This window comes from Pedobacter anseongensis (assembly GCF_037482965.1).
Classification (GTDB): Bacteria; Bacteroidota; Bacteroidia; order Sphingobacteriales; family Sphingobacteriaceae; genus Pedobacter; species Pedobacter anseongensis.
This window is the reverse complement of record NZ_JBBHKB010000004.1, coordinates 243,815-268,955: the sequence shown is the minus strand read 5'-3', so window position 1 is coordinate 268,955 and position 25,141 is coordinate 243,815. Positions and strand designations below refer to the sequence as shown.

Below are 25,141 nucleotides of genomic sequence, written 5' to 3'. Positions count from 1 at the left end.
ATTTGTCAATTAGCTAATTACCTTACAGTAACATCTTCTTTAATTACCCCATCTTCTATCGTTAATATTCGATTCCCAAATTGTGCATTCTTTTCGGAGTGTGTTACTTGAAGAATAGTGATATTTTCTTCTTGGTTAAGCTTTCTAAACAGATCCATAATTTGCTCGGCCTGGGCAGACTGTAAATTCCCAGTTGGCTCGTCGGCCAAAATGATAGATGGTTGCGCTACAAGGGCTCTAGCGATGCCTACGAGCTGTTGCTGCCCACCCGATAGCTGATTGGGGAATAAATCTTTCTTGGCCACCATATTAAAGCGATCCAATACATCAGCTATGCGACTCTTACGCTCAGCACCAGGTATTTTCTTGTAAAGCAAGGGTGCTTCAATATTTTCAGCAACCGTCATCTCATCAATTAAATGATACGCTTGAAATACAAACCCAATATGGTTTCGATACAATTCGATCCGCTTACGTTCGTTCATGGCGGTTACATCCTCTCCCATAAAATGGTATTCTCCATAGGTTGGTTCTTCTAACATGCCCAAAATGTTAAGCAGTGTAGATTTACCCGCACCCGAAGGCCCCATAATCGAAACGAATTCACCTTGTTTAATACTCGTTGTTACGTGACGTAAAATGTAACTTTTCACCCCTTTATTGGCGTAATATTTTTCTATATTTTTTAGTTCTATCATATCGTTTCGCGGTTCATTACACCGTTTTATTTATTACACTGATCTGTTTTAAAAAATTATCTTCGTACTTTCTGACTATAAACTTTAGTGCTTTATTCGTACTTTAACGCATCTATCGTATTCGCCTTAGCCGCGCGATACGAGCGCAAGGTTACCGTAATTAAGGTAATCGACATCGAAATAATCATCGCAAGTACAAATGGCCAAATGCTTAAATCTATTCGATATTCGAAACTCGATAGCCATTGTTTTACAAAAATATAAGCTACTGGCCACGCCACCATGTTCGCAACTAATACCATCCATAAAAACGAACTGTTTAACATCTTAATTAATTCCAAATTCGATGCACCAAGAACTTTACGAATTGCAATCTCTCGTGTTCGTTGAGTGGCCACAAACGAAATCAAACCAAACAAACCAATGAACGAAATGAAAATAACTACACCAGCAAACACCTTAAATAAAGTACCCATTACTTGTTCGGTATGGTAATAGTTGGTGATTTGGTCGTCTATAAAATTCACTTCATATACATAATCTGGGAAGGTAACATTATATGCTTTTTCGATTTCTTTCATTGTTTCAACCAATTCTTTCGATTCTAGTTTAATGGCTAATTTGTTGTACATTTTTTTTCTAGAAAAAATAGCAATCGGAGCGATCGTTTCGTGTAGAGAGTAGTTATTAAAATCCTTTACTACGCCAACAATAGCAGCTTTCGCCCCCCACAAACTTATCATTTTGCCAATGGCTTCGTTAGGGTGCTTAACATTTAGCTTCTTAAGCAACGTTTCATTCACTACAAATTCTTTAATCGTGTCGCTTTTTGCAATGGCTCTACCGGCAATTAAGGTTAAACCAAAGGTATCAAAGTAGTGCTCGTCGGCAACTTTAGTATTTACTTGAAAATCGGCCGACTCAGAACTATTATTATATCTAAAACTGGTTTCATTATTGTTCTCAGACGATGGAGCTCCAGTAGTGTAAGACAGGTCCTTAACACCCTTTAGCGATAGTATTTGGTTTCTAAAAGTGGCGTGTTTGAGTTGACTAAGGCTATCATAGGGCAAACTGATCATAGCTACCGCCTTGGTATCAAAACCCAGCGGTTTATCACGTATATAGCTCATCTGTTTAATAATGATCAATGTGCTTACAATCAATATCGCTGTGATAGCAAATTGAACCACTACCAAGGTTTTGCGCAAGCCTACTCCTCCAGCATTTGCAGTGCTTACTCGGTTTTTAATGGCTAAAGCAGGGCTAAAGCCCGACATTACCATGGCTGGATATAATCCCGCAAGGAAACTTACCAACACTAGCATCGCCAATAAGAATAGGAAAATGACAGGGTGAGTAAACAAACCGAATGTAACATTTGCCCCAAATAAGCTTTCCATTCCCGGTAAGGCTAATTCGGTTAACACGCAAGCAAATAAAAGTGCTATAAATGTAATTAGTGAAGTTTCACTTAAAAATTGCCAAATAAGTTGCTTACGTCTGCTCCCCATTACTTTACGAACACCCACCTCTTTCGAACGACTAATTGCTTGAGCTGTAGCTAGATTTATGAAGTTGATACAGGCAGTTACCAACAAGAATAAACCAATAACACTTATACCAATAAGCTGCTTAAAGGGGGTTGTGGTACCCGCAAAATTGCTATACCTGTCGTTATGATGAATATCGTTTAAGGCTTGAAATTGATGTCCAACTTTTCCAGGTGCCTTATCATCCTGCTCATATTTGTTAATGAACTGTTTGAGCGGACTTGCAAGTTGATTAGCGGTTACCCCTGCTTTAAGAAGTACATAGCACTCAGAATTTGAAGAAACCGAACCCCATTCTGTTAAATTTCTGCTTTTATAAGACGCATAACTGAATACAATTCGTATCGGAAAGCTTGTATTTGGCGCACTGTCTTCAATAATTCCCGTTACTTTATATTCAGTTTTACTATCAAAATTAATACGCTTGCCGATAGCATTTTGCCAAGAACCAAAATAGGTTTTAGCCGTCTTTTCTGCAAGTACAACACCGTTTGGTTCTTTTAGTGCTTGGTTTGGAGACCCAGAAAGCCACTTGATACTAAAAATTTCGAAAAATGCAGGTTCGGCATAATACACCTCTTCTGAACTCTTAATTTCGGGCTTGCCATTTTCTGGTTGCACTTTAATAATTCCATCACTGTGTTGTATCGCAGCTACTTTTTCGAATTGGGAAAAATCATTACGCATTGCGGGCGCTAATGGAAGTGGAACGCCCTGTGAATAGAAATCATTCCCATCTGCATAATTCCACTCCGTAACTATACGATAAATTCTATCGCTATTAGCAAAGTCTTTATCATAGCTAGTTTCATACCTTACAAAGATGAAGATCAGTAAACAGCTTGCCAGGCCAATGGAAAGGCCAAATATGTTAATTGCAGTGTACCCCTTATACTTCCAAAGGTTTCTTAAGGCGATTTTTAGATTAAGTTTGAACATTTATTAAGTATCTATTAGTGAATATCAAGTAGTGATTATCAAGTATCAAGACATTGCAAAAGCTTTAGTCATTGTTTCTTTAAGCTTAAATATGCCAACTTTATACCAATAAAAAATATAACATCAACTTCTTAATAATCAGTTAATTAAAATTTTAACCAATCTACAAACTGTTCGTTTTCGAACAATCCTTGTACGCTTGTGGACGATTTATTATTCGTATTTCAAAGCATCAACTGGGTTAGCTTTAATAGCACCTCTTGCTTGCACGGTTACGGTAACAATGGTTAATAAGATGGTGATCATTGCACTCGCAACAAATGGGAATACGGGTACACTTATACTGTAAGCAAAAGTTTCGAGCCATTTTTTAGTTAAAATATAAGCTATTGGCCAAGAAATTATATTTGCTACTAGTACCATCTTGAAGAATGCGGTATTAAGTAGTTTAAATAGCTGTACATCACCTGCACCTAAAATTTTGCGAACGGCGATCTCTTTTATCCGACCATTGGTAATGTATTTTGCAAAAGCGAATAAACCTAAAACTGCTATAAATATGGTGAGCAACGCAGCAGAAAAAAATACAGATTGTAGTTGTTCCTGTTTTTTAAAAAGCCTTCCGTATAATTCATCTAAAAACGAGTACCTAAACGTATCTCCATCAAGCTTATTAATAGTAGACCATTGAGATCTTAAGGCTGAAATTACCTCCGACATTTTATTTTCTTCTACTTTAAGTATAATTTCTAGCTTAGGATTCCCATTCGGATTGTATAAACTATAAATTGTAGGTTCTACTTTGCTTTCAAATCCCTGAGCCTTAACATCTTTAACTACACCAACTATTTTATATTCAAAATTTGGTCGCTTAATCGTCTTTCCGATTGGATCAGTTAAACCATATTTTGCCACTGCACTTTCATTTAATATAGCCGAAAAGGCCGTATCCGACTTAAATTCTCTATTAAAAAATCTTCCTTTAGCTAATTTTACCCCTAAGGTTTCAAAGTAGTCGAAATCCACGTCGACAAAACTTATGGTTTCTTCTTTACCCTCAACAGTATAGCTGTTAGCCCCCGTTTTTGAACCATCGGGAATAGAATTAGCAAGTGTTACCGATTTAACCCCCTCAATTTTCATAATTTTATCTCTTATGGGCGCAAAATCTGCTGGTTTATTAAAAAATGCAATATTTTTAACCGTTATTACCTGCTCGGCCTTGAAACCAACATCTTCAGTACGCATGTATTTCAATTGCGAGTTAATAATTAATAATCCAGTGATGAAAATTACTGCGATGGTAAATTGAAACACTAAAAGTCCATTTTTTAACCAATAACTTTGTCTGCTTGTCTGAAAATTACCTTTAAGTACTAAAGCCGGTTTAAAACCCGAAAGCACAATTGCTGGATAGGTACCCGCAATCATTGCGATGGCTATCAATATTAAAGGGAGTTGCCATAATAGCTTATTTTCTGCTCTCCAGATGATTAGATTTACGTTAAATAAAGCATTAAATTGAGGTAAAATTAATTCGGCCAACATCAAGCCGAGGATGGTGGCAACAAAACATTGCATTAAAATTTCTGTAAAAAACTGAGTTGTTAATTGAAAGCGGTAGGCGCCCATTACTTTTTTAACACCTACCTCTTTTGCTCTTTTTGCCGCTTGTGCAATACTGAGATTAGTAAAATTGATACAGGCAATTACTAATATGAGCGCACCCAATACAGATAATGCAATTAAAATTTTGTAATTGGCATCACTTCCAGCTTTTGGTCTTAAGTGAAGATTTTTTAAGGGATCTAAGAATATGTGTTCAGCATTGATGTCACTCCAATTCGGTTTATCATCAGCTTTAGCTAATTCCGCCCTATAGAGATGATTTATCTTAGCAGTTAGGTTTTCTATATTTGTACCTGGCTTAACTTGAATATAGGTATAATAATTATTGTATCCATAGCCTTCGTTTGCGCCAATTTCATTTCCTACGGATAGCGCATCAAATTGGATGTTAGAATGTGGATCTGCAAAAACTACACTGCTAACCATACCCGTTTGATTTGCCGACTTTGGCCCAATAACTACGGGTTCTGGTTTATCGTCCTTCTTACCTGGAAACAACGTTTCCATGAATTCAGTACTCAAATAAAAAGCTCTTTCTTCTCCATTTGTTTTATGTAAACCGTTCTTCGGTGAAATATTAAACATCTTTACCGCATCATATTCTGCAATGAGGTATTTCTGCGTATACACTGAATTTTCACCACTTGAGATTGAAAACTGAAAATAACCCGGTTTCATTTTCCCCGCTTTTTCGACTTCTGGAAAGTTTGCTTTGATGGCTTTTGCTAAAGGAGGAGATGTGAAATTAGTTTTAAAATCTTTTGATGCCCTACCTATGAGATAAATCTGATCGTAGTTTTCGTTCTCTTGATCAAAAGTTGTTTCATAAGTAGCATACATCATTACCAAAATAAAGGCGGCTAATGCCACAGCTAATCCACCAACATTAATGGCGGTGATGCTTCTGCTTCTCCAAAGGTTACGAAGCGCTATTTTTAGATTTAATTTAAACATTTTTTTAATTAGTTAATTAGCTAATTAGCAAATTTGCTAATCAGCTCTATTCATATTTCAAGGCATCAATTGCATTCGCTTTTGCAACTTTAAATGTTTGTAGGCTTACGGTTAATACGGCTATGAAAACTGATGCGAGTATGGCTAAAATAAAGGGCCAAAAACTAATTGCTGTTTTGTAATCATACTTTTGCAGCCAATTGGTTACCAAGATGTAGGCTACAGGAATGGCAATCACATTCGAGATTACTACAAGCTTTAAGAAGTCTTTATTTAACATCACTAAGATATCGCTCATATTTGCACCTAAAACTTTTCGGATACTTATCTCTTTACTCCGTTGTTCGGCCATGTAAAGTGCTAAACCCAGCAAACCTAAACAAGAAATGAAAATCGCAAAACCACCAAAGAAATTTGAAAGTACACTTAAGAGCCGCTCACTTTGCAGTTTCTCTTTCATGCCGTCATTAACAAACGTTAATAGCACTGGGTAAGCAGGATTAAATTTTTCGCTTATATCCTTAATGTACTTAATGCTATTGCTTAATGCTCGATCAGGATTTAATCTCATCAGCAATGTGTTACTTTGCTTTACATTATAATAATATATCGTCGGTTCTACTTTCTGGCCGAGGTCTTCATTAAAATAATCTTTAATAACCCCTACCACGGTTAAAGGTGGATTATCTCCCCATGAGATAGTTGTTCCTATTGGGTTTTTTAAATTCATATGCTTTACTGCGGTTTCATTAAGCATCACTGAAGTATTCGTATCTGCTGCAAATTTTGGAGAAAAATCTCTTCCAGCAACGATTTTACCACCAATAGTGTTCGAAAAATCGAACCCAGTACTGCGATAACTTATAATCGATTTATCATCAGCTGCTTTCCCAGGCCAACTTATGTCTCCCGTTATAGACCCACCAGCGGTAAATTGCTGGGCAAATTCCGAAGCATGCAAAATTGCTCCGCTATTTATCAGTTCATTTTTAAATAAAGCTAATCGAGATGGATTTCGTAACTCTCCTTCCAAATCGAGCTGAACCATATTATTTTGGTTAAAACCTAAAGGTTTATCTTTTAGAAATTGAATTTGATTATGAACAACTATAGCAGAAATAATCATACAAACGGACAGTGTAAATTGCAAAACCACCAACACTCTTCTAAATGATAATGTTCCAGTACTTCCTTTAACCCCTTTTAATACTTTAACTGGAATAAACGACGAAAGGTAAAAAGACGGATAACTTCCAGCTAATATTCCAGTAATTAATGCAACCCCTATTAGAACTCCCCAAAACAGGTACGAGGTATAATTTATTTTAATGGTAATGGCTAATAAATTATTAAAATAAGGCAGTGAAACTTCTAATAATGCAAAAGCAATTATCATGGCTAAAAACGACAACAGTATAGATTCTAACATAAATTGCCCCATTAACGAGCTTCTTGCAGACCCTAATGCTTTTCTAACTCCCACTTCTCTTGCCCTCTTTTCAGAACGCGCAGTCGATAAATTCATGTAATTAATACAGGCGATAACCAGCACACACAAGGCTAGGAAAGCAAAAAGCTTAACTTCATCAATTTTGCCACCAACTACCTTTCCATTTTCGAATTTATTATAAAGATGAATTTTCTTTAAAGGAAAAAGGAAAGGTTGGTATACATAGGAAATTAATTCGGGGTCTTTCTTAATAATGAAGTTTTTCAGTAACCCATTAACTGTAGCTAAAGAAGCATTATCTTTAAGTTCGAATATGGTTAAGCAGTTAATATTTCCCCAGCTACTATTTTTGCTATCAGGATTAATCTGATCAAAGAATGCCCAAGGATGTAAAACTTCAAATTGCAAACTTTGGTTTTTAGGCATATCTTCAATTACAGCACTTACTTTTAATGGTCTTAGATTATCCCATTTTACACTTTCACCAATTGGATCCACATTACCAAATAATTTCTTTGCAGCAGATTCCGTAAGTATGATAGAATTTGGATCATTTAATGCTGTATTCTTATCACCGGCTATAAAATGATAACTTAATATTTCTATGAATGCCGGATCTACATATTGAGACTTTAGCTTAAATTTATGCTGTTCGCGACTAAATAATCGGTTGTTATTCTCGTCGGCCATTCTAGCTGCATTTTTTATCCCCGGTATTTCTTGTAATGCAGCTGCAGCGAGTTTGTTCGGTAGTGCACCGGTGCTCACAATATTTCCGTTAAATTTTAAATTAAGCTTGGCAAAATAGATATTATCTAAATTCTTGTATTGTTTATCATAACTCCATTCGTAGTTTACATACAGCATCAGCATTAAGCAACTGGCTAGTCCAATCGCTAAACCACCAATATTTATCAATGAAAAGCCTTTGTTTTTCCAAAGGTTACGCAGGGCGATTTTTAGGTTAAGTTTTAGCATAATTGAGGTTTGAGTTAGCTATCGTGGTGATGTTTACAATCCTATTCATATTTTAATGCATCTACTGGATTAGCTATAGCAGATTTATACGCTTGGAAACTAACAGTTATTAGCGCCATCACTAAAGTTCCAAATGCGGCTAAGGGAACAATCCACCAGCTTATTTCGGTATGAAATTCGAAATTTGCCAGCCATTTACCCATAGCGTAATAACTTAAAGGAACAGCGATAATAATCGCTACCACAATCATTTTAATAAACGAAACTGACAATAATTGCATTAGATTAGTTACTGATGCCCCGAGTACTTTACGCACGCCGAATTCTTTAGTGCGTTGTTCTGCACTGTAGGCCACTAACCCAAACAAGCCAAGGCAAGAAACAAAGATGGCGAGTCCGCCAAAAAGATTTGATAAAATGCCTAGTGTTTTTTCGGACTTATATTTTTCTAAATAAATCGAATTTAAAAAAGTTAACTCCGTTGGGTAAGCAGGATTAAACTGTTTAGTAATTTGGGTAATTGTAGCTATATTTTGAGTAATTGTATTTTCTTCATTTAATCGCATGGTAATTGTTCCTGTTCTATTTTTATCAAAAAATACAACCATTGGGTTATTTGATTTATAAGGAGAATCCCAAACATAATCATCAAAAACCCCTACAATATTATATTTATCTCCAAAAACTGTAATTGATCTACCGATTGGATTCTTATAACCAAACGCTTTGATTGCAGAAGCACTTACCATTACTGCAGCAGTATCTGAAGCAAAATTCTCCGAAAAATCCCTGCCTGCTATCAATTTAATTCCATTAGTTTTAAGGTAATCATAAGTAGTTGAGACTTGATTAAACAGCTGCATATTCTCTGACTTAATCATTCCATCCCACTTTATATTATTAAAATTCTGGCCGCGGTGTGATAACCCGACAGATGATTGCGACATTGAAGTAACCGCACCAGACTTTAATAATTGAGATTTAAATAGATCGTACTTAGTTTTTAATTCGCCATCTTGTGGAATTTCTACTAGGGCATTTACATCAAACCCTACTGGTTTATTTTTTATGAACTGTATTTGACGGTAAATGACCAGGGTAGAAATAATCAGTAGAATAGCAAAACAAAACTGACCAACAACAAGTACTTGCCTTAGACTGATGGCAAAAATACCACCAGATTTTACCCTCTTCTTTAAAGTTTGGATGGGATTAAATGCAGATAAATAGAACGCAGGATAACTTCCAGCAATTAACCCTGTTAAGAATACTATCCCTAAAATCCACATCCAGCTTGATGCATTAAAATAACCAATACTTAATTTAATGTTGAGTAGGTTATTAAAAGTAGGCAAGAAAATTTCTAATATGGCAATTGCAAGAATCACAGAAATAAAAGTTAACACCATCGATTCCATCAAAAACTGCATTATCAACGAAAATCGATTCGCACCAATGGTCTTTTTTATGCCTACTTCTTTGGCTCTTTTTTCAGACTTTGCGGTAGCCATATTCATGAAATTGATACATGCAATTAGCAAAATACCAAAGGCCAACCCTACAAAAAGATAAACTTGTTCAATATCGCCACCAACACTCACTCCGTTTTCAAATTTACCATACAAATGAAGTTTACTATATGGATATATCATATAGGGTTGTGTAGCTTCTTCTAAATGTGCTTTTACTACTTTACTTATTTTTTCATTAACCTTAGCTACGTCTACCTTTGGGTCTAACGAAAGCATGGTAACAAAACTAAAGTTCCCCCAGTTAAGCTCTCTTGCACTACCATCAACAACTTCATAAAAAGCCCAAGGCATCAAGAAATCAAATTTCAATATTGCGGAAGTGTTTTCAGGCATATCTTTTATTACTGCCGAAACGGTTAAATTGTCTTTATCCTGGAACTTAACTGTACGGTTTAGCACATTTGTAGATCCAAATAATATTTTTGCTGTGCTTTCTGTTAATATTACAGATCTTGGATTTTGCATAGCCGTACTTGCGTTGCCAGTTATAAATTGATAATCGAATAGCTTTAATATCTCTGGCTCAGCAAATTTTCCTAATTTCTTAAATCCATTCTCTCCAACTGCAATTAAAGCTTTCTTAAGGTAATTCATTCTTGCCAAATGCTTAATTTCAGGAATTTCTGCTTTTAGTAGCGGACCCAAAGCTGTTGTAGAACCTTCGAATGTGTTAGCGATACTGCCGTCGTCACTTGGAATATTTGTCATAACCGTATAAATATTTTCCGAATTCTTCGAATGCTTATCGAAATTCAACTCATAAGTAACGTATAAAAGCAACATTAAACATGCAGCTAGGCCGATAGATAAGCCAATAACGTTAATAAATGAGGAAGTCTTATTCTTCCAAATGTTTCGCAGTGCGATTTTTAAATTTAATTTGAACATAATTAAGTTGCGGATTAACTGTTGCGGGTCGTGAGGTTTAATTAAATGTTTTAGCTTTCATTCCTTTTTAACACAACCTTATTCATATTTCAAAGCATCAATTGGGTTTGCTTTTGCCACTTTTACAGATTGGATGCTTACGGTTAAAACTGCAATTAAAATGGAGATAACTATAGCCAGCACAAAAGGTAAAAAGGATAGGTCTACTCTATATTCGAAAGCAGACAACCATTTATTTATGATGATATAAGCTAAAGGAAATGCAATTAAATTTGCAAGGGCCACCAGCTTTATAAAATCCCTATTCAGCAGTGTTAGGATATTACCAGTGCTTGCACCTAATACTTTACGGATGCTTATTTCTTTTTTACGTTGCTCTGCCATAAACAATGCTAAACCCAATAATCCTAAGCAAGATATAAAAATGGCAAAGCCACCAAACCAATTTGAAAGTGTACCGAGTAGTTTTTCATCTTGAAATTTTACTTCGAACGATTCATTTACAAATTTGCGATTAACAGGGTAATTAGGCTCCATCTGTTTCACTAACTCATCTATCTTACTTAATGATGAGCTTATATTTTGATTAGGATTTAAACGTGCGATGATGACTTCGGTATTGTTATTTGTTCCTAAATAAAAGATCATAGGTGCTACTTTTTGATAAGCACTTTCGACCACAAAATCCTTTACAATACCCACAACGGTTAACTTATTTCCCCAAAAGTTAACTATTTTACCCATGGGATTTTTTAACGCCATCATCTTCACGGCCGCTTCATTAAGCAACACCTTATTTGTATCGTTAGGGAATTTTGGAGAAAATTCTCTACCACTAATCAAGCTTGTTCCCATGGTTTCAATAAAATCATAACCAATCCCTCTATGGTTAAACGAAATCACTTCATTCGGATTTTTACCTTCCCACTCCACGCCTGTTGTATTATTACCTCCTTCTGTAACATCTGAACTAAAAAAGGTAACATTAGCTGTTGCTCCAGAATTTAGCAATTGGGTTTTTAGCAATTCGAGCTTGCCTTTATCACGCATCTTTCCTTCTATCTTAATCTGAACCAAATTAGATTGATCATAGCCAATCGGCTTGTTCTTAACATAATTTAGTTGTTGATAAATAACTGCTGTGCAAACAATTAAGCAGGCTGCAAAAACAAATTGACCTACTACTAATACTTTTCTTACAGAAACTGATGAATCGGTTTTTATTTTGAAACCTTTTAGTACTTTAATGGGCTCAAAAGAAGAGAGATAAAGCGCAGGGTAACTGCCAGCAACAAAACCAGTGAAAAGCATTAAAATTAATAGTGCAAACCAAAAATTAACATTACTGTAATCAATAGTTAGCGTAATATTTAATAAATTATTAAAATAAGGTAAACTCACTTCAACCAGCATAAATGCTAAAACGGTAGAGATAAACGTAATGAGCATTGATTCTGAGAAAAACTGACTAATTAACGACTTTCGTGTCGACCCAATTGCTTTACGAACGCCAACTTCTTTTGCTCTACCTTCAGATCTTGCTGTCGACAAATTCATGAAGTTTACGCAAGCAATTAACAAAATACAAAAAGCAAGCAATAAAAAAATCTTCAGCTGGTCAATTTTTCCGCCAATAGATTTTCCATTTTCAAAATCACCATATAAGTGCCATTTAGTTAAAGGATGTAACAATGCCACTGCTAAATTATCTTTTTGATTCCGCTTGTAAATGCCATTCATCAAACCATTTGCAGATGCGAAAAATTTGTTATCTTTAAGCTGCACGAGCGTTAAACACATGTTATTACCCCAGTTGCCTTCTTTTACCCAAGGCTCTGTTTTCTCAAACAAGGCCCAAGGCATAATGCAATCAAATTTTATACTGCTATTCGCAGATACATCTTCAATAACTGCTTCAACTTTTAAAATATCCTGATTTTCTAATTTTACGGTTCTATTGAGCGGATTCTCATTTCCAAATAATTTTTCGGCGAAAGATTTAGTAAGAACAATTGAATTTACATTTTTTAAAACTTGCTGTGGATTACCTTTTATAAATTTATAATCTAATATTTTGATAAACTTTTGATCGGCAAAAACAGCCTTACTTCCTATTTTTTTATCGTTAACGGTAATTAGTTTTGGCTTAGGATAAGTAGAATGTGACGCATATTTAACACCAGGAATTTTCTCTTGTACTTCTTCAGCCATCACATTTGGTGTCCAAGCCCAGCTAAACGTTTTGCCATTTGCAACTACATTTTGATAAACTACATAGGTTTTATCATTATTGGTAAATTGCTTATCATAACCCCATTCATAAGCAACGTAGATTAATAATACCATGCAACTGGCCAAACCAATAGATAAGCCTCCAATATTTATTAAAGAAAAGCCTTTATTCTTCCAAAGGTTTCGCAAAGCGATTTTGAGATTTAATTTGAACATAATTGAGTATGGTTACTTAATTTATATTTCTAACAAGTGTACAATGCGCGTTGCTCCATAACCTTTAACACGCCGCACACAACTATTCGTATTTCAATCCATTAATTGGAGCAGCTTTGGCAGTTTTGTACGCTTGCAGGCTTACCGTAATGCTTGTTATTAGTAGAGAAAACAGTCCTGCTATAATAAAAGGCCATGGTGTAATTTGTACACGAAAGGCGAAACCAGACAACCATTGATTTGCTAGGATGTAAGAAACAGGAATAGCAATTATATTTGCAATGATTACTATAACTAAAAAACTTCTATTTAGCATGGCAAGGATATTGATTGTTTCTGCGCCAAGTACCTTCCTGATACTGATTTCCTTTTTTCTTTCGTAGATAACAAATGACGCTAAGGAAAACAAACCTAACAATGCAATAAATACAGTCACATAGGTAAAAATATTGAACAACTCATCCAAGCGTACGTATTGGACGTACACCTTGGCAAAACTTTCGTCGAGCCACGTATATTGAAATGGAAATGGTTCAGCTTCTTCCCAAACATTTTTAATTGCGTTAAGGGTTTGTTGTACATTAGAATCGGTAATTTTAATAATTACCCGATTTGCAGCATTTGTATGCTGACCTTCAATAACATAGGCAGTAGGTTCGGCCATCGTTTCCATTCCTTTTTGAACATGGTCTTTTACCACGCCCAATAAAGTTCGTCCGTCAATCCAAGTATGACCAATTTGGGTTTGAAGTTGATATTTTTTAAATGCCGATTCATTAACGACAATTCCAGAGGTATCTGTTACAAATTGTTTCGAAAATACTCTACCTTTTTGTGCGGGTATTTTCATTACTTCAAAATAGTCGAAGTCGGTAGTGATTAGGCTTAAGTTTTGGACACTCTTGCCGTTAAATTCACGGCCTATCACTTGCATTTCCTTAACTCCAGGATAGTAATTAACCCTACTAATTGCCTTCACACCATTTATCTTTGAAATTCGTTGTTTAAACTGTTCAAAATTCTGGCGTGCTTCCTTAGTTCTAATTTGGAACACAAGTACTTGATCTTTGTTAAAACCTAAGTCTTTGTTTTGGATAAAATTAACCTGTTGTTTGATAATTATTAAAGAGATAATAAAAATAGTGGCCACCGCAAACTGAAACATAATAAGGGATTTACGTAACCACAAATTATTTACACCACGTGAGAGATTTCCCTTAAGTACTTTAACTGGTTCATAGCTCGATAAAAAAAACGCAGAATACCCTCCTGAAAGTAAGATCACAAAGAACATTGCAACAGTAATTTGAGTAGTTAATTTTAGAGGAGAGGTATAGGTAAATAGAGAAAGATGGGTGTCCATCAAATTATTAAGCACCGGCATGAAAACTTCGATCAGCACAAGCGAAATAGCCAAGGATATGAGGCATTGGATGGTAGTACTGGTTAAAAAATAGGTAATAAGCTGACTTTTCTTCGCTCCCAACACTTTTCTTACACCGGTTTCCTTTGCTCTTTTTACAGATTGAGCAATGGATAAATTCGTAAAATTAATGCAGGCAATTACCAATAACAGACCTGAAAAAAGTGTTAATAAGGTGATAATAGCAGAATTTCCTCGTTTAGCTGGGCTTTGAACAGACTTGCCATACAAATAAATATCTTTTACTGGTGTAAGAAAAATTTCGGCGGTGGCTAACCACTTTTCTTGTTTTAAAATTGGAAGTGTTTTAAATGCTTTGTTAATTTTTTCTTTAAGAACATTCTTATCTACACCTTTCTTAATGAGCAAATAAGTATAAAAATTGCCATTTCCCCACCCATCTCCAGCAGAAGACTTCTTTATAAAGCCATCGAAATCAAGATGTTCAGGCGTAGATGGTTCTTGAAACACGCCACTTACCAAGTAGCTATTCTTTGCGTTGATAGTAAGAGTTTGGCCAACCGGGTTAAGATCTCCAAAAAATTTCTTACTTACTTTGCTGCTTAACACAATTTGATTAGAAGCCTGAAGTGCAGTTTTTGCATTTCCATAAATGAATTTGTAAGGAAATAACTGAAACCAGTTGCTGTCTACACCCATGATATGGTCTACATACCCTTCATTTCTATTTCTTGCTAACAATCGTTGCTTCATGTCCCAAACGTAATATCTACCATAATCTTCTATCTCTGGTAGAACATTTTTTAGGGCTGGCGCTAACTCAGCAGGGCTTGATGAGTAAATATCTTCGCCTGGTGCCCACCTGATGGAAAGACTATAAATATTTTCAGCCTTTGGGTTCCAAGAGTCGTAACTTTTTTCGTAGCTAGCATACATTAAAATCATGATAAACCCAGTGAGCCCCACTGATAGTCCGAATATATTTAATAAGCTAAAGCCTCTCGTTTTCCAGAGATTTCGAAATGCAATTTTAAAATTGAGTTTAAACATCTTTATAACATTTTAAAAACATCTATCTTGATATTTTCTACGGGCCTTATATAAGCTCTTCCGTTCTTCCTTTATTAATTTTCTCTGAGATTACGTGACCATCTTTTAGGTTAATAATTCGGTTAGAGAAACTGGCATCATGGCTAGAGTGAGTAACCATTACAATGGTAGTACCGCTTTCATTTAACTCACAAAGCAATTCCATTACCTCGTTGCCATGTGTACTATCTAAGTTTCCAGTGGGCTCATCGGCCAATACTAATTTTGGTTTAGTAACTAAGGCACGAGCTACCGCAACACGTTGCTGCTGACCACCAGAAAGTTGCTGTGGAAAGTGTCCGCTACGGTTTACGATATTCATACGACCAATAATCTCGTTAACTAATTTCTTACGTTCGCCAGCTGGAACTTTATTATAAATTAATGGCAATTCGATGTTTTCGAATACCGTAAGTTCGTCGATCAGGTTAAAGTTTTGAAACACAAAACCCATATTTCTCTTCCTAAAATTAGAGCGTTCTTTATCATTAAGCGTTAGTAATTCTGTTTCTACGAATTTATAGCTACCACTTTCGGGCTTATCTAACAGACCCATCACATTTAACAAGGTAGATTTTCCGCATCCAGATGGACCCATAATGGAAACAAATTCGCCTTCTTTTACATGAAGGTTAATTCCATTTAATGCAGTAGTTTCAATTTCTTCAGTTTTGTAAACTTTTTCGAGATTTTCAATTTTGATCATTTTCTATAATTTTAAAGCAGGATATATTCCTATTTATAAGTTGGCGCCCCGATCAACGCACCTGATTCAGGGCTTAGCCAACCTAATTTTTTTTAAATCTTATTACTTATTAATTTCAATAATATCGTACATATTATACTGATCGTACGACGAGGTAATTACTTCTTCACCTTTTTGTAAACCTTCTAAAATTTCGTAGTACAGGTAGTTTTTGCGACCAATTTTCACGTTTCTTTTTGTAGCCTTTCCATTATTGACTACGAATACCCAACTGCCTCCAGTACTTTGAAAGAACTGTCCCTGTGCCAACAATAGCGACTTGCTATTGTCTGATAAGGTTAATTTAACTTGTAGTGAAAGTCCTCTCCTCAACTCGTCGGGCGATTTACCTTCGAAAACCAATTCTACCTGAAACTGCCCTGCAGTAACTTCAGGAATCACTTTTCTAACCGTTAATGAATAGGTTTTACCATTAAATTCACACTGCGCGGTTTGTCCTTCTTTAACACGGTTGATGTAATATTGATCTACACCCGCTAGTAGTTTATAGCCTTGCAAAACGTCTATTTTACCTAACATTTCGTTTGCACCATACGATTTACCAATTACAGGATCATAAGATGATAAACGGCCCGAAACCGGTGCTTTTATGGTCATATTCTCAATATTCTGACGAATGGTTTGCAAGCTCTCGTTCATGCGCGTTATAGAAACTTCGATTTGCTGCAATTGCATTACACGACTTTGATTCTCTTGGCGCACCGCCTGTTTCAATAAGGCCTTTCTCCCTTGGTAATATTCGTAATCTTGACTAGAAATGTTAAATTCTTGTTGCGTGATGACTTTTTTCGAATACAATGAACTGTCTATTTTATACTTACGTGTTGCGGTACGCAAACTATTCTCGATATCCATCATGTCTTGACTCATTACACGTTGGTTTTGTTCCAAGTCTAATCGCAGCTTTCTCAATTGATTAATTTGCTCCGTTATGCTGGTTTCGCTCGACGTGTAGCTGGATAATGCATTTGGATTTGCAATTCTTAATAATGGCGTTCCAGCTACCACTGTTGCACCATTTTCGGTATATATCTCCGCTACCGTTCCACCTTCAGACGAACTAACAATTACAGATGTTAAGGGAACTACGTCGGCATTTAAAAGGACAACATCTTCAAAATCTCCATATTGTACTTTGTTTAGGGTAATTTTATCGGCCTCTACCTTATAAACCTTATTAAGCGATAAACTATAGCCGTAAGCAACAAGCGCCAAAAATGCTACTGTTGCCAATACGATTAGTATTGTTTTCTTGTTAAATCTTTTCTTCTTTATTACTTTGTCCATTTGATTATGTCGTATGATGTTATGCCATTTGCCAAGTTTATGCCAAGCGAATAATAAATTTTAATAATCTGTAAATCAATTAATTAAAAATATAATCAAAAAAAATATGTTCACTATCGAACAGTTGCTGTGCGTGAACGGACAGTTTGGGTTATTTTTGAGCCATGACCGATGCAAACATTCTTGTAATAGACGACGATGACGATATTTTATTAAGCGCTCGTTTATTCTTAAAGCAACATTTTCTCCAAGTGCTTACCTGCAAGTCGCCTAGGGAAATAAATGTGTTACTCAGTAAAAACGAGGTTGATATCATTTTGCTCGACATGAACTATCAAAAAGGTGCAAGTGATGGTAGAGAGGGTTTATATTGGCTCGAGCACATCCTTTCTATCGATAAAGATTATGTGGTGATTTTGATGACTGCCTTTGGAAATGTAGAATTGGCCGTTCAAGCCATAAAAAAAGGTGCCACCGACTTTATTCTTAAGCCTTGGGAAAATGAGAAATTATATGCCACGCTTTCGGCTGCAGCAAAACTCCGGCAATCGAACAAGAAGGTTAAAAAATTGGAAAAAATCCATTCTTCTATACAAAACGACATGGAGCGTAAGTTTGAAAATATCATTGGAAACAATGAAAATGTTCAATATTTACAGAAAACGATGGTTAAAGTGGCTCCAACCGATGCCAATGTATTAATTTTAGGAGAAAATGGCACTGGAAAACAAGTCTTTGCGTACGAATTGCATAAAAACTCGTTAAGACGGAAGCAATTTTTTATGCATGTAGATTTAGGCTCCTTAAATGAAAATCTCTTCGAAAGCGAACTTTTTGGCTATGCAAAAGGGGCTTTTACCGATGCAAGGGAAGATAAACCCGGTCGCTTTGAAATGGCCGATGGCGGAACCATTTTTTTAGATGAGATTGGAAATCTCTCGCTCCCTTTACAAGCAAAGCTGCTGAGTGTTTTGCAGAACCAAACGGTAACGCGTTTAGGTGAAAGCAAAGCCAGAAAAATAGATGTGCGCTTAATAAGCGCTACCAATATGCCCTTAAATGAAATGGTAGCCAACGGAACATTTCGACAAGATTTACTATTTAGAATTAATACCGTAGAACTTATTTTGCCTCCTCTTCGAGAGCGGGGAGATGATATTTTACTTTTAGCACTTCATTTCTTAACCACATTTGCTGCCAAATATCATAAGTTAATTAAAACTATAAGCGCCCCTGCGCAGCAAGCATTGTCGAGTTATACGTGGCCAGGCAATATCAGAGAACTTCAACACGTAATTGAACGAGCCGTAATTATGAGTGATGGTTTGGCAATAAGTTTAGAAGATTTGCAGCTTACACCTCATAAATTTGGAAATCATACAGCGCTCAAAACAGATATGCCTTTAGACGAAATGGAGAAAATGATGGTAAATAAAGCTATTGAGAAGCATAAGGGTAATATATCTAGGGCGGCTACAGAATTGGGCTTAACCAGGGCTGCATTGTACCGGAGAATTGAGAAGTTTGGACTTTAAGCATTAATCTTTTAGCTTCACATAAATGTTTTATCAACGATTTACATTTCGGCTAATCAGTAGGCTATTGTTCATCAATTCGATGGCTATATTGTTGTATTATTTAATCAGAAATACGGAATTATGGTTTACCATCACCGGAGTGAGTATCCTATTAGTGATTAGTGTTATTTCCCTTTATTATTACATTAACGAGATTCGGGAAGACATAAAACGTTTTATTTTGGCTGTTAAAACCCGCGATCATACCCTAAATTTTAAAAATAAGGCTACAAAAGGAAGTTTTCCAGAGTTATATGAATCATTCAATGAAATTATCCAGATTCATAAAGATATTCAACTGGAACAGGATGCTATTTTTCAACTTATAAAAACAATTTTAGAACAAGTTCCGGTAGGTGTAATAGTGGTTAAAAAGGATTTAGAAAGTTATAAACGCTCGGAGATTTCATTTTTTAATCAAGCTGCTACAAATTTATTAAATGTACCTGCCTATCGTTACTGGCATCGTTTCGAAGAACACTTACCCATTTTTACTGGTGAAATTAGTAAAATAAGTAATGGAGGGAAACGATTCTTGGAGGTGAAGTTACAAGAAAAATTTATACAATTTTCGATAGAGGTTATACCTATTAATCTGTATGGTGCGGATCATCTTATCATTTCATTCCAAAACATTAAAGACGAAATTGAGCAAAAAGAAACCGAAGCATGGAATCGGTTAATCGGCGTAATTTCTCACGAAATTTTAAATTCCATTACCCCAATTAGCTCACTATCTGATACGGTAAATGAAATGATAGGCGAAAAAACAAGCTTGAGCAAAGAAGATTTGGAAGATTTAAAGCCCGCCTTACAAACGATAAAAAGACGATCAGAAGGCTTATTAGATTTTGTTAAAGATTACCGATTAATTGCAGAATTACCTACACCCAATACCGAACAATTCAGTGTGGGAGAGGTTTTGCAGCATATTAAGGTGTTGATGCAACCTATGGTATCTGCCAAACATATCCAGTTTCAAGTACTGCAAACCGCTTCCAAAATCTCTTTGCAGTTAGATTTTAAGCTCATAGAGCAGGCTATGATTAATCTAATTACCAATAGCATTTACGCACTTGAAGATACCGAAAAACCAGTTATTCAAATTACCTATCGTTTGGTGCACAATAAAGTATATATTGATGTAATTGATAATGGTAAAGGCATCGAGAAAGAAGATTTGGAAAAGATTTTCGTTCCGTTTTACACCACACGTAAAAATGGTTCGGGCATTGGGTTAACCATTACCCGAAACATTATGAAAATGCACCAAGGCAATTTAGAAGTAGGTTCGTCTCCTAAGAAACAGACTACTTTTTCGTTGGTATTTAACTATTCTTAAGGAATCACTCATCTTCCAATTCAATCCAAACGGGGCAATGATCGCTCGTTTTTTCCCATCCTCTTACCTGGCGATCTACTGCACCCTTAATTAATCGCTTTGCTAGCAATGGATTTAACAAAAAATGATCAATCCGTAAACCTGCATTACGACCGTAAGCATTTCTAAAATAATCATAAAAAGTATAGATTATTTCATCAGGATATAAGGTTCTAATGGCATCTGTCCACCCTTGATCGATAATTTTTCTAAAAGCAGCTCTCGTTTCTGGTCTAAATAACGCATCATCTACCCAACGTTCGGGTTTATATACATCGAGTTCTGTAGGCATTACGTTATAATCGCCAACCAATACAATAGGTAAATCGTACGTCAATAATTGCTTTGCATGAAGTGTAAATCGTTCAAACCAATCTAATTTATAATCGAATTTAGGTCCCGGAGCAGGATTTCCATTTGGTAAATACAAACAGCCCACCACAATACCATTAATCATAGCTTCAATATAACGACTATGACTTTCTTCATCATCACCAGGCAAGCCACGTCTTAATTCCTTAATTTCCATTCCACGAGCCAGAATAGCAACCCCATTCCAGCTCTTTTGGCCATGCCATATTGCATTATAACCGGCAGCAGTTATAGCCGTTAAAGGAAATTTATCTTGTGGTGCTTTCAATTCTTGCAAGCATACAATATCTGGAGCCGTTTCTTCGAGCCATCGTAATAGTACAGGCAATCTGCCATTTACCCCATTAACGTTATAAGTTGCAATTTTCATACGATCATTTACTTTTGTCTTGATACAAAATTAACAAATCTTGAAGCAAAGCGGAAAGCATGAATACCGATAAAAATGTAAATGCTAATGAATAAATCAAGGCTCTGAATGAATCTTGGGTTGCCAGACTAGCATGATGCAAAGCTGCAAGGTCCTAAATTACCATTCCATTGGGAATTTTAGCTCCTTTTTTAACCACTACAATTCCATCTTTTACTACATACAAACCGTAATCGCCTTCTTGTAAGTGCGAGCCTCCGTTGATGCGTACATCGTTACCAATGCTGCAATTTTTATCGACAATGGCATTATTAATATAACACCGATCGCCAATACCTAATAAAGGTTTTCCCGAATTTGTGTCTTCTTGTATTTCGGTTAAGGTTTGATAATGATCGCTACCCATTACATAGGAGTTAACAATGGTTGTTCCTTTACCGATTCTGCATCTAATACCGAGCACTGATCGTTCTACCCTACTAGCTTGCACAATACAGCCTTCGGCTATAATGGTTCTTTCGAGTGTTGTGCCCGATATTTTTGATGGAGGAAGCATCCTTGCGCGTGTGAAAATGGTATGCGCATTATCGAACATGTTAAATTGTGGCAATTCGTCTGTTAATCCCAAATTGGCTTCAAAGAATGAAGATATATTCCCAATATCTGTCCAATATCCTTCATATTGATAGCTCAACACGTTATTAGATGTTAAAGAACGGGGAAGAATTTCCTTTCCAAAATCTTTCTCCTCTGGATTTTCTTTTAAAAGTTTAATCAATAACTCACGATTAAATATGTAAATACCCATCGAAGCTAAATAATTTCTTCCCTGGCTTTTCATTTCATCGCTAGTTTCTGATGTCCAATCCGGTAATAATTCTGATTTTGGTTTTTCAATAAAGGACGAAACAAAGCTTTCATCGTCTGTTTTTAAAATTCCAAAATCGGTTGCATCTTTAGCATTAACGGGGATTGTGGCAATCGAAATATCTGCATTGCTATCAATATGAGCCTTTAACATGGCCCTAAAATCCATTTGGTATAACTGATCGCCTGATAGAATGAGGATATAATCGAATTCGTGATTGGTGATATGATGCATACATTGACGTACAGCATCGGCCGTACCTTGAAACCACGTTGGATTCTCTGGTGTTTGCTCGGCAGCTAGAATATCTACAAATGCTTTAGAGAAATGACTAAAGTGATAGGTGTTTTTAATATGCTTGTTTAGCGAAGCTGAATTAAATTGCGTAAGCACAAACATCCGGTGAATGCCGGAATTAATACAGTTTGAAATGGGAATATCTACTAAGCGGTATTTACCTCCTATTGGCACCGCAGGCTTAGAACGAGTTTGTGTTAGCGGAGATAATCTAGATCCTTGACCACCGCCAAGGATTACGCCCAATACTTTGTCAGTCATACTTTGTTTGTTTATATTTGGTATAAATCTATATATTGTTGTGCCGCTCTGTCCCAAGAGTGGTCTAAACTCATGATAAATTTACGAATTTCCTTGAGTTTTTTTCGGTCTAAATAAAGCTCATATGCCCTGCCAATAGCATGTCCAACATCCCACATATTGGTTTGATCGTGGCAAATTCCAAAGCCCCCATCACCAATATCAATTACCGTATCTTTTAATCCACCGATACGCCTTACAATCGGAATGGTACCATATCGCAGCGCATACATCTGATTTAAGCCACAAGGTTCTACTCTGGAAGGCATTAACAGAAAATCGGCTCCCGCATAAATTTGATGCGACAAAGCTTCGTTATACCCAATATAAGCATTATAATTGCCTTCAAACTGGCCTTTCAATTCATTCAATCGATGCTCTACATGTGAATCTCCTGAGCCCAAAACTAAAATATTTAGGGCTCCTTCACTTTGCTGCAAAGCATTATAAAAAATATCGGGTAATAAATCTGCGCCTTTTTCGCCTACAAGGCGACCTATAAATGTGTACAATGGTTTGGTCTTATCTAGCTTAAAAACATCGCACAGGGCTTCTTTGTTTGCCTTTTTTCCACTTTCTACAGTTTTATTTGTAAAGCCTTTTGTAAGCATGGGATCTTTATGAGGATTCCAGACCTCATTATCTATTCCATTTAAAATTCCGGCAGATTTACCACGTTCTTGAGCCAATAAACTTTCCAAGCCGTTAGCTTGATAAGAAATTTCGTCTAAATAACTCGGCGAAACGGTAGTTACTCGCCAGGCACATTTTATGGCCGATGCAAGAGGGTTAATGGCATTATTCCAGTCTAATTTGTTCGAATTCCTTAAATCATAGGCGGGTAAATAATAGAGTTTATCCCATCCAAAAACCCCTTGGTATTGTGCATTATGGATGGTTAAAACCGTAGGGATATGATTAAGATGACGGTATTGAAAGCAATTACCAATCATGAATGGAATTAAACCTGTATGATGGTCGTGGCAATGAATAACATTTGGTTTATGCTCCCATTGGGCAATCCAATCTAATGAAGCGATTTGAAAGGCTAAAAAACGCTCGGTATCATCGTCATATCCATATACCTTTTCGCGATCGAGTAAACCCGAAATGTGCACCAAGAATAGGTCGAACCCTAGTTTGTTTGTTTTTTCTCTAAAAATGCGCACTTGTAAATTATCATAGCCAAGTCGAACCCAACCATCGTATACCACTTCGAATTCGTTTTCGTACAAAAATTTGTTGTTATATGCGGGCATAACCACTTTGGCTACATGGCCAAGCTTGTTTTGATACTTCGGTAATGCCCCAACTACATCGCCTAAACCGCCTACTTTTGCAACTGGATAGCATTCTGCACTGAAGTGTATTATTTCCATAAATAAGAGCCAATAAAAACTTTAGTCAAATTAGGCAATAGATTGAGGATTGCAAATTATTACTGAAAAATAATTTTAGTAATTTTTTTAGGCGCAACATCATTGTGAAGTACGAAGCAACGACGCATCATTTTATAACGAAAAAGCCAGGTTACAAAACCCAGCCTTTTACGAACAAAACAAAAAAGTGAACCTATTATTCTTCCTGCGCCATTATCGCATAAAAATCTTTAATTGCATTAAATTGCGGGTGTAGAGATACTACATTACCAAAGACTAACAAAGCTGGCGATTTTATTTTTTTTTCTTCGATTAACTCCTCAATGGTAGCTACAATTCCCACCACTACATTTTCGGTACTGGCTGAACCATTTTCAATGACTGCTACGGGTAAATGATCTTTGCCTTCACTTCTAAAGATGGAAGCTATTTCTTTAATTTTTTCTATCCCCATTAACACCACTATGGTAGCGTTAGATTTTGCAGCAACAGGCAAGTCTGGCGAAATTTCTCCTTGGGCATTGGTACCCGTTACTACCCAAAAGCTTTCGCTTAGCGAACGATATACCATCGGTATTTTTTGTAAGCCAGGTACGCCTAATGCACTAGAAATACCTGGGATAATTTCTGTAGGAATACTGTAAGATTCTGCAATATCTATTTCTTCGTAACCACGAGCAAACACAAAAGGATCGCCACTTTTAAGTCGAACTACATGACCGTAGTTTAACGCATAATCGATCATTAACCTGTTCACCAATTCTTGCGAAAACGATTCATCGCCAGATTGCTTGCCTACATATACCTTTATTGAATTTTGTGGGGCATGATTTAATAAGGCTTCGTTTACAAGGGCATCGTATAAAACTACATTTGCAGTTTGCAAGGCCTTTACTCCTTTTAAGGTTAGTAAATCTGGATCGCCTGGACCTGCTCCTACTAGCGTGATTTTAGGCTCTACTAGGTTAGTTTTGATTTTATTTACAATCATGGCTCATCAAA

The 25,141-nt window shown here is 36.1% G+C and carries 15 protein-coding genes; 2 read left to right on the top strand and 13 right to left on the bottom strand.

What is annotated here, in order from left to right; translation table 11 throughout:
* Positions 1-17: 17 nt before the first annotated feature.
* From WG904_RS15235 to WG904_RS15195, 9 genes are all read right to left on the bottom strand, one after another.
* The gene (locus WG904_RS15235; RefSeq protein ID WP_339580196.1) at positions 18-698 is read right to left on the bottom strand and encodes an ABC transporter ATP-binding protein; all 681 of its coding nucleotides are present in this window, start codon (positions 696-698) and stop codon (positions 18-20) included.
* Positions 699-790: 92 nt separating this feature from the next.
* The gene (locus tag WG904_RS15230) at positions 791-3,190 is read right to left on the bottom strand and encodes an ABC transporter permease (protein WP_339580195.1); all 2,400 of its coding nucleotides are present in this window, start codon (positions 3,188-3,190) and stop codon (positions 791-793) included.
* A 213-nt stretch (positions 3,191-3,403) separates the two neighbouring features.
* Complete coding sequence (locus WG904_RS15225) at positions 3,404-5,773, bottom strand: ABC transporter permease (protein ID WP_339580194.1); 2,370 nt, start codon at positions 5,771-5,773, stop codon at positions 3,404-3,406.
* Positions 5,774-5,819: 46 nt separating this feature from the next.
* A complete protein-coding gene (locus WG904_RS15220; RefSeq protein WP_339580193.1) occupies positions 5,820-8,201 on the bottom strand; it encodes an ABC transporter permease in 2,382 nt (793 codons plus the stop codon).
* Positions 8,202-8,242: 41 nt separating this feature from the next.
* A complete protein-coding gene (locus WG904_RS15215) occupies positions 8,243-10,621 on the bottom strand; it encodes an ABC transporter permease (RefSeq protein WP_339580192.1) in 2,379 nt (792 codons plus the stop codon).
* A gap of 78 nt (positions 10,622-10,699) precedes the next feature.
* Entirely contained in the window at positions 10,700-13,069 is a 2,370-nt protein-coding gene (locus WG904_RS15210) for an ABC transporter permease (protein ID WP_339580191.1), read from the bottom strand.
* Positions 13,070-13,151: 82 nt separating this feature from the next.
* Complete coding sequence (locus WG904_RS15205; RefSeq protein WP_339580190.1) at positions 13,152-15,503, bottom strand: ABC transporter permease; 2,352 nt, start codon at positions 15,501-15,503, stop codon at positions 13,152-13,154.
* A gap of 46 nt (positions 15,504-15,549) precedes the next feature.
* The gene (locus WG904_RS15200; RefSeq protein WP_339580189.1) at positions 15,550-16,248 is read right to left on the bottom strand and encodes an ABC transporter ATP-binding protein; all 699 of its coding nucleotides are present in this window, start codon (positions 16,246-16,248) and stop codon (positions 15,550-15,552) included.
* A 102-nt stretch (positions 16,249-16,350) separates the two neighbouring features.
* Complete coding sequence (locus WG904_RS15195; RefSeq protein WP_339580188.1) at positions 16,351-17,595, bottom strand: efflux RND transporter periplasmic adaptor subunit; 1,245 nt, start codon at positions 17,593-17,595, stop codon at positions 16,351-16,353.
* Positions 17,596-17,759: 164 nt separating this feature from the next.
* On the opposite strand from WG904_RS15195, the gene WG904_RS15190 reads away from it, so the two are divergent.
* Positions 17,760-19,130, top strand: coding sequence for a sigma-54-dependent transcriptional regulator (locus tag WG904_RS15190; protein ID WP_339580187.1), 1,371 nt, complete (start codon positions 17,760-17,762; stop codon positions 19,128-19,130).
* An 82-nt stretch (positions 19,131-19,212) separates the two neighbouring features.
* Positions 19,213-20,514, top strand: a complete 1,302-nt coding sequence (locus tag WG904_RS15185) for a sensor histidine kinase (protein ID WP_339580186.1) — start codon at positions 19,213-19,215, stop codon at positions 20,512-20,514.
* A gap of 4 nt (positions 20,515-20,518) precedes the next feature.
* Here WG904_RS15185 and xth read toward each other — a convergent pair whose 3' ends face one another.
* From xth to cobA, 4 genes are all read right to left on the bottom strand, one after another.
* The gene (gene xth / locus WG904_RS15180) at positions 20,519-21,295 is read right to left on the bottom strand and encodes an exodeoxyribonuclease III (RefSeq protein WP_339580185.1); all 777 of its coding nucleotides are present in this window, start codon (positions 21,293-21,295) and stop codon (positions 20,519-20,521) included.
* 154 nt (positions 21,296-21,449) lie between these two features.
* Positions 21,450-22,721, bottom strand: a complete 1,272-nt coding sequence (locus WG904_RS15175; RefSeq protein ID WP_339580184.1) for a glucose-1-phosphate adenylyltransferase — start codon at positions 22,719-22,721, stop codon at positions 21,450-21,452.
* Between the two features lie 11 nt (positions 22,722-22,732).
* Positions 22,733-24,139, bottom strand: coding sequence for a glycogen synthase (locus tag WG904_RS15170; protein WP_339580183.1), 1,407 nt, complete (start codon positions 24,137-24,139; stop codon positions 22,733-22,735).
* 196 nt (positions 24,140-24,335) lie between these two features.
* A complete protein-coding gene (gene cobA, locus WG904_RS15165; RefSeq protein ID WP_339580182.1) occupies positions 24,336-25,130 on the bottom strand; it encodes a uroporphyrinogen-III C-methyltransferase in 795 nt (264 codons plus the stop codon).
* Positions 25,131-25,141: the final 11 nt, after the last annotated feature.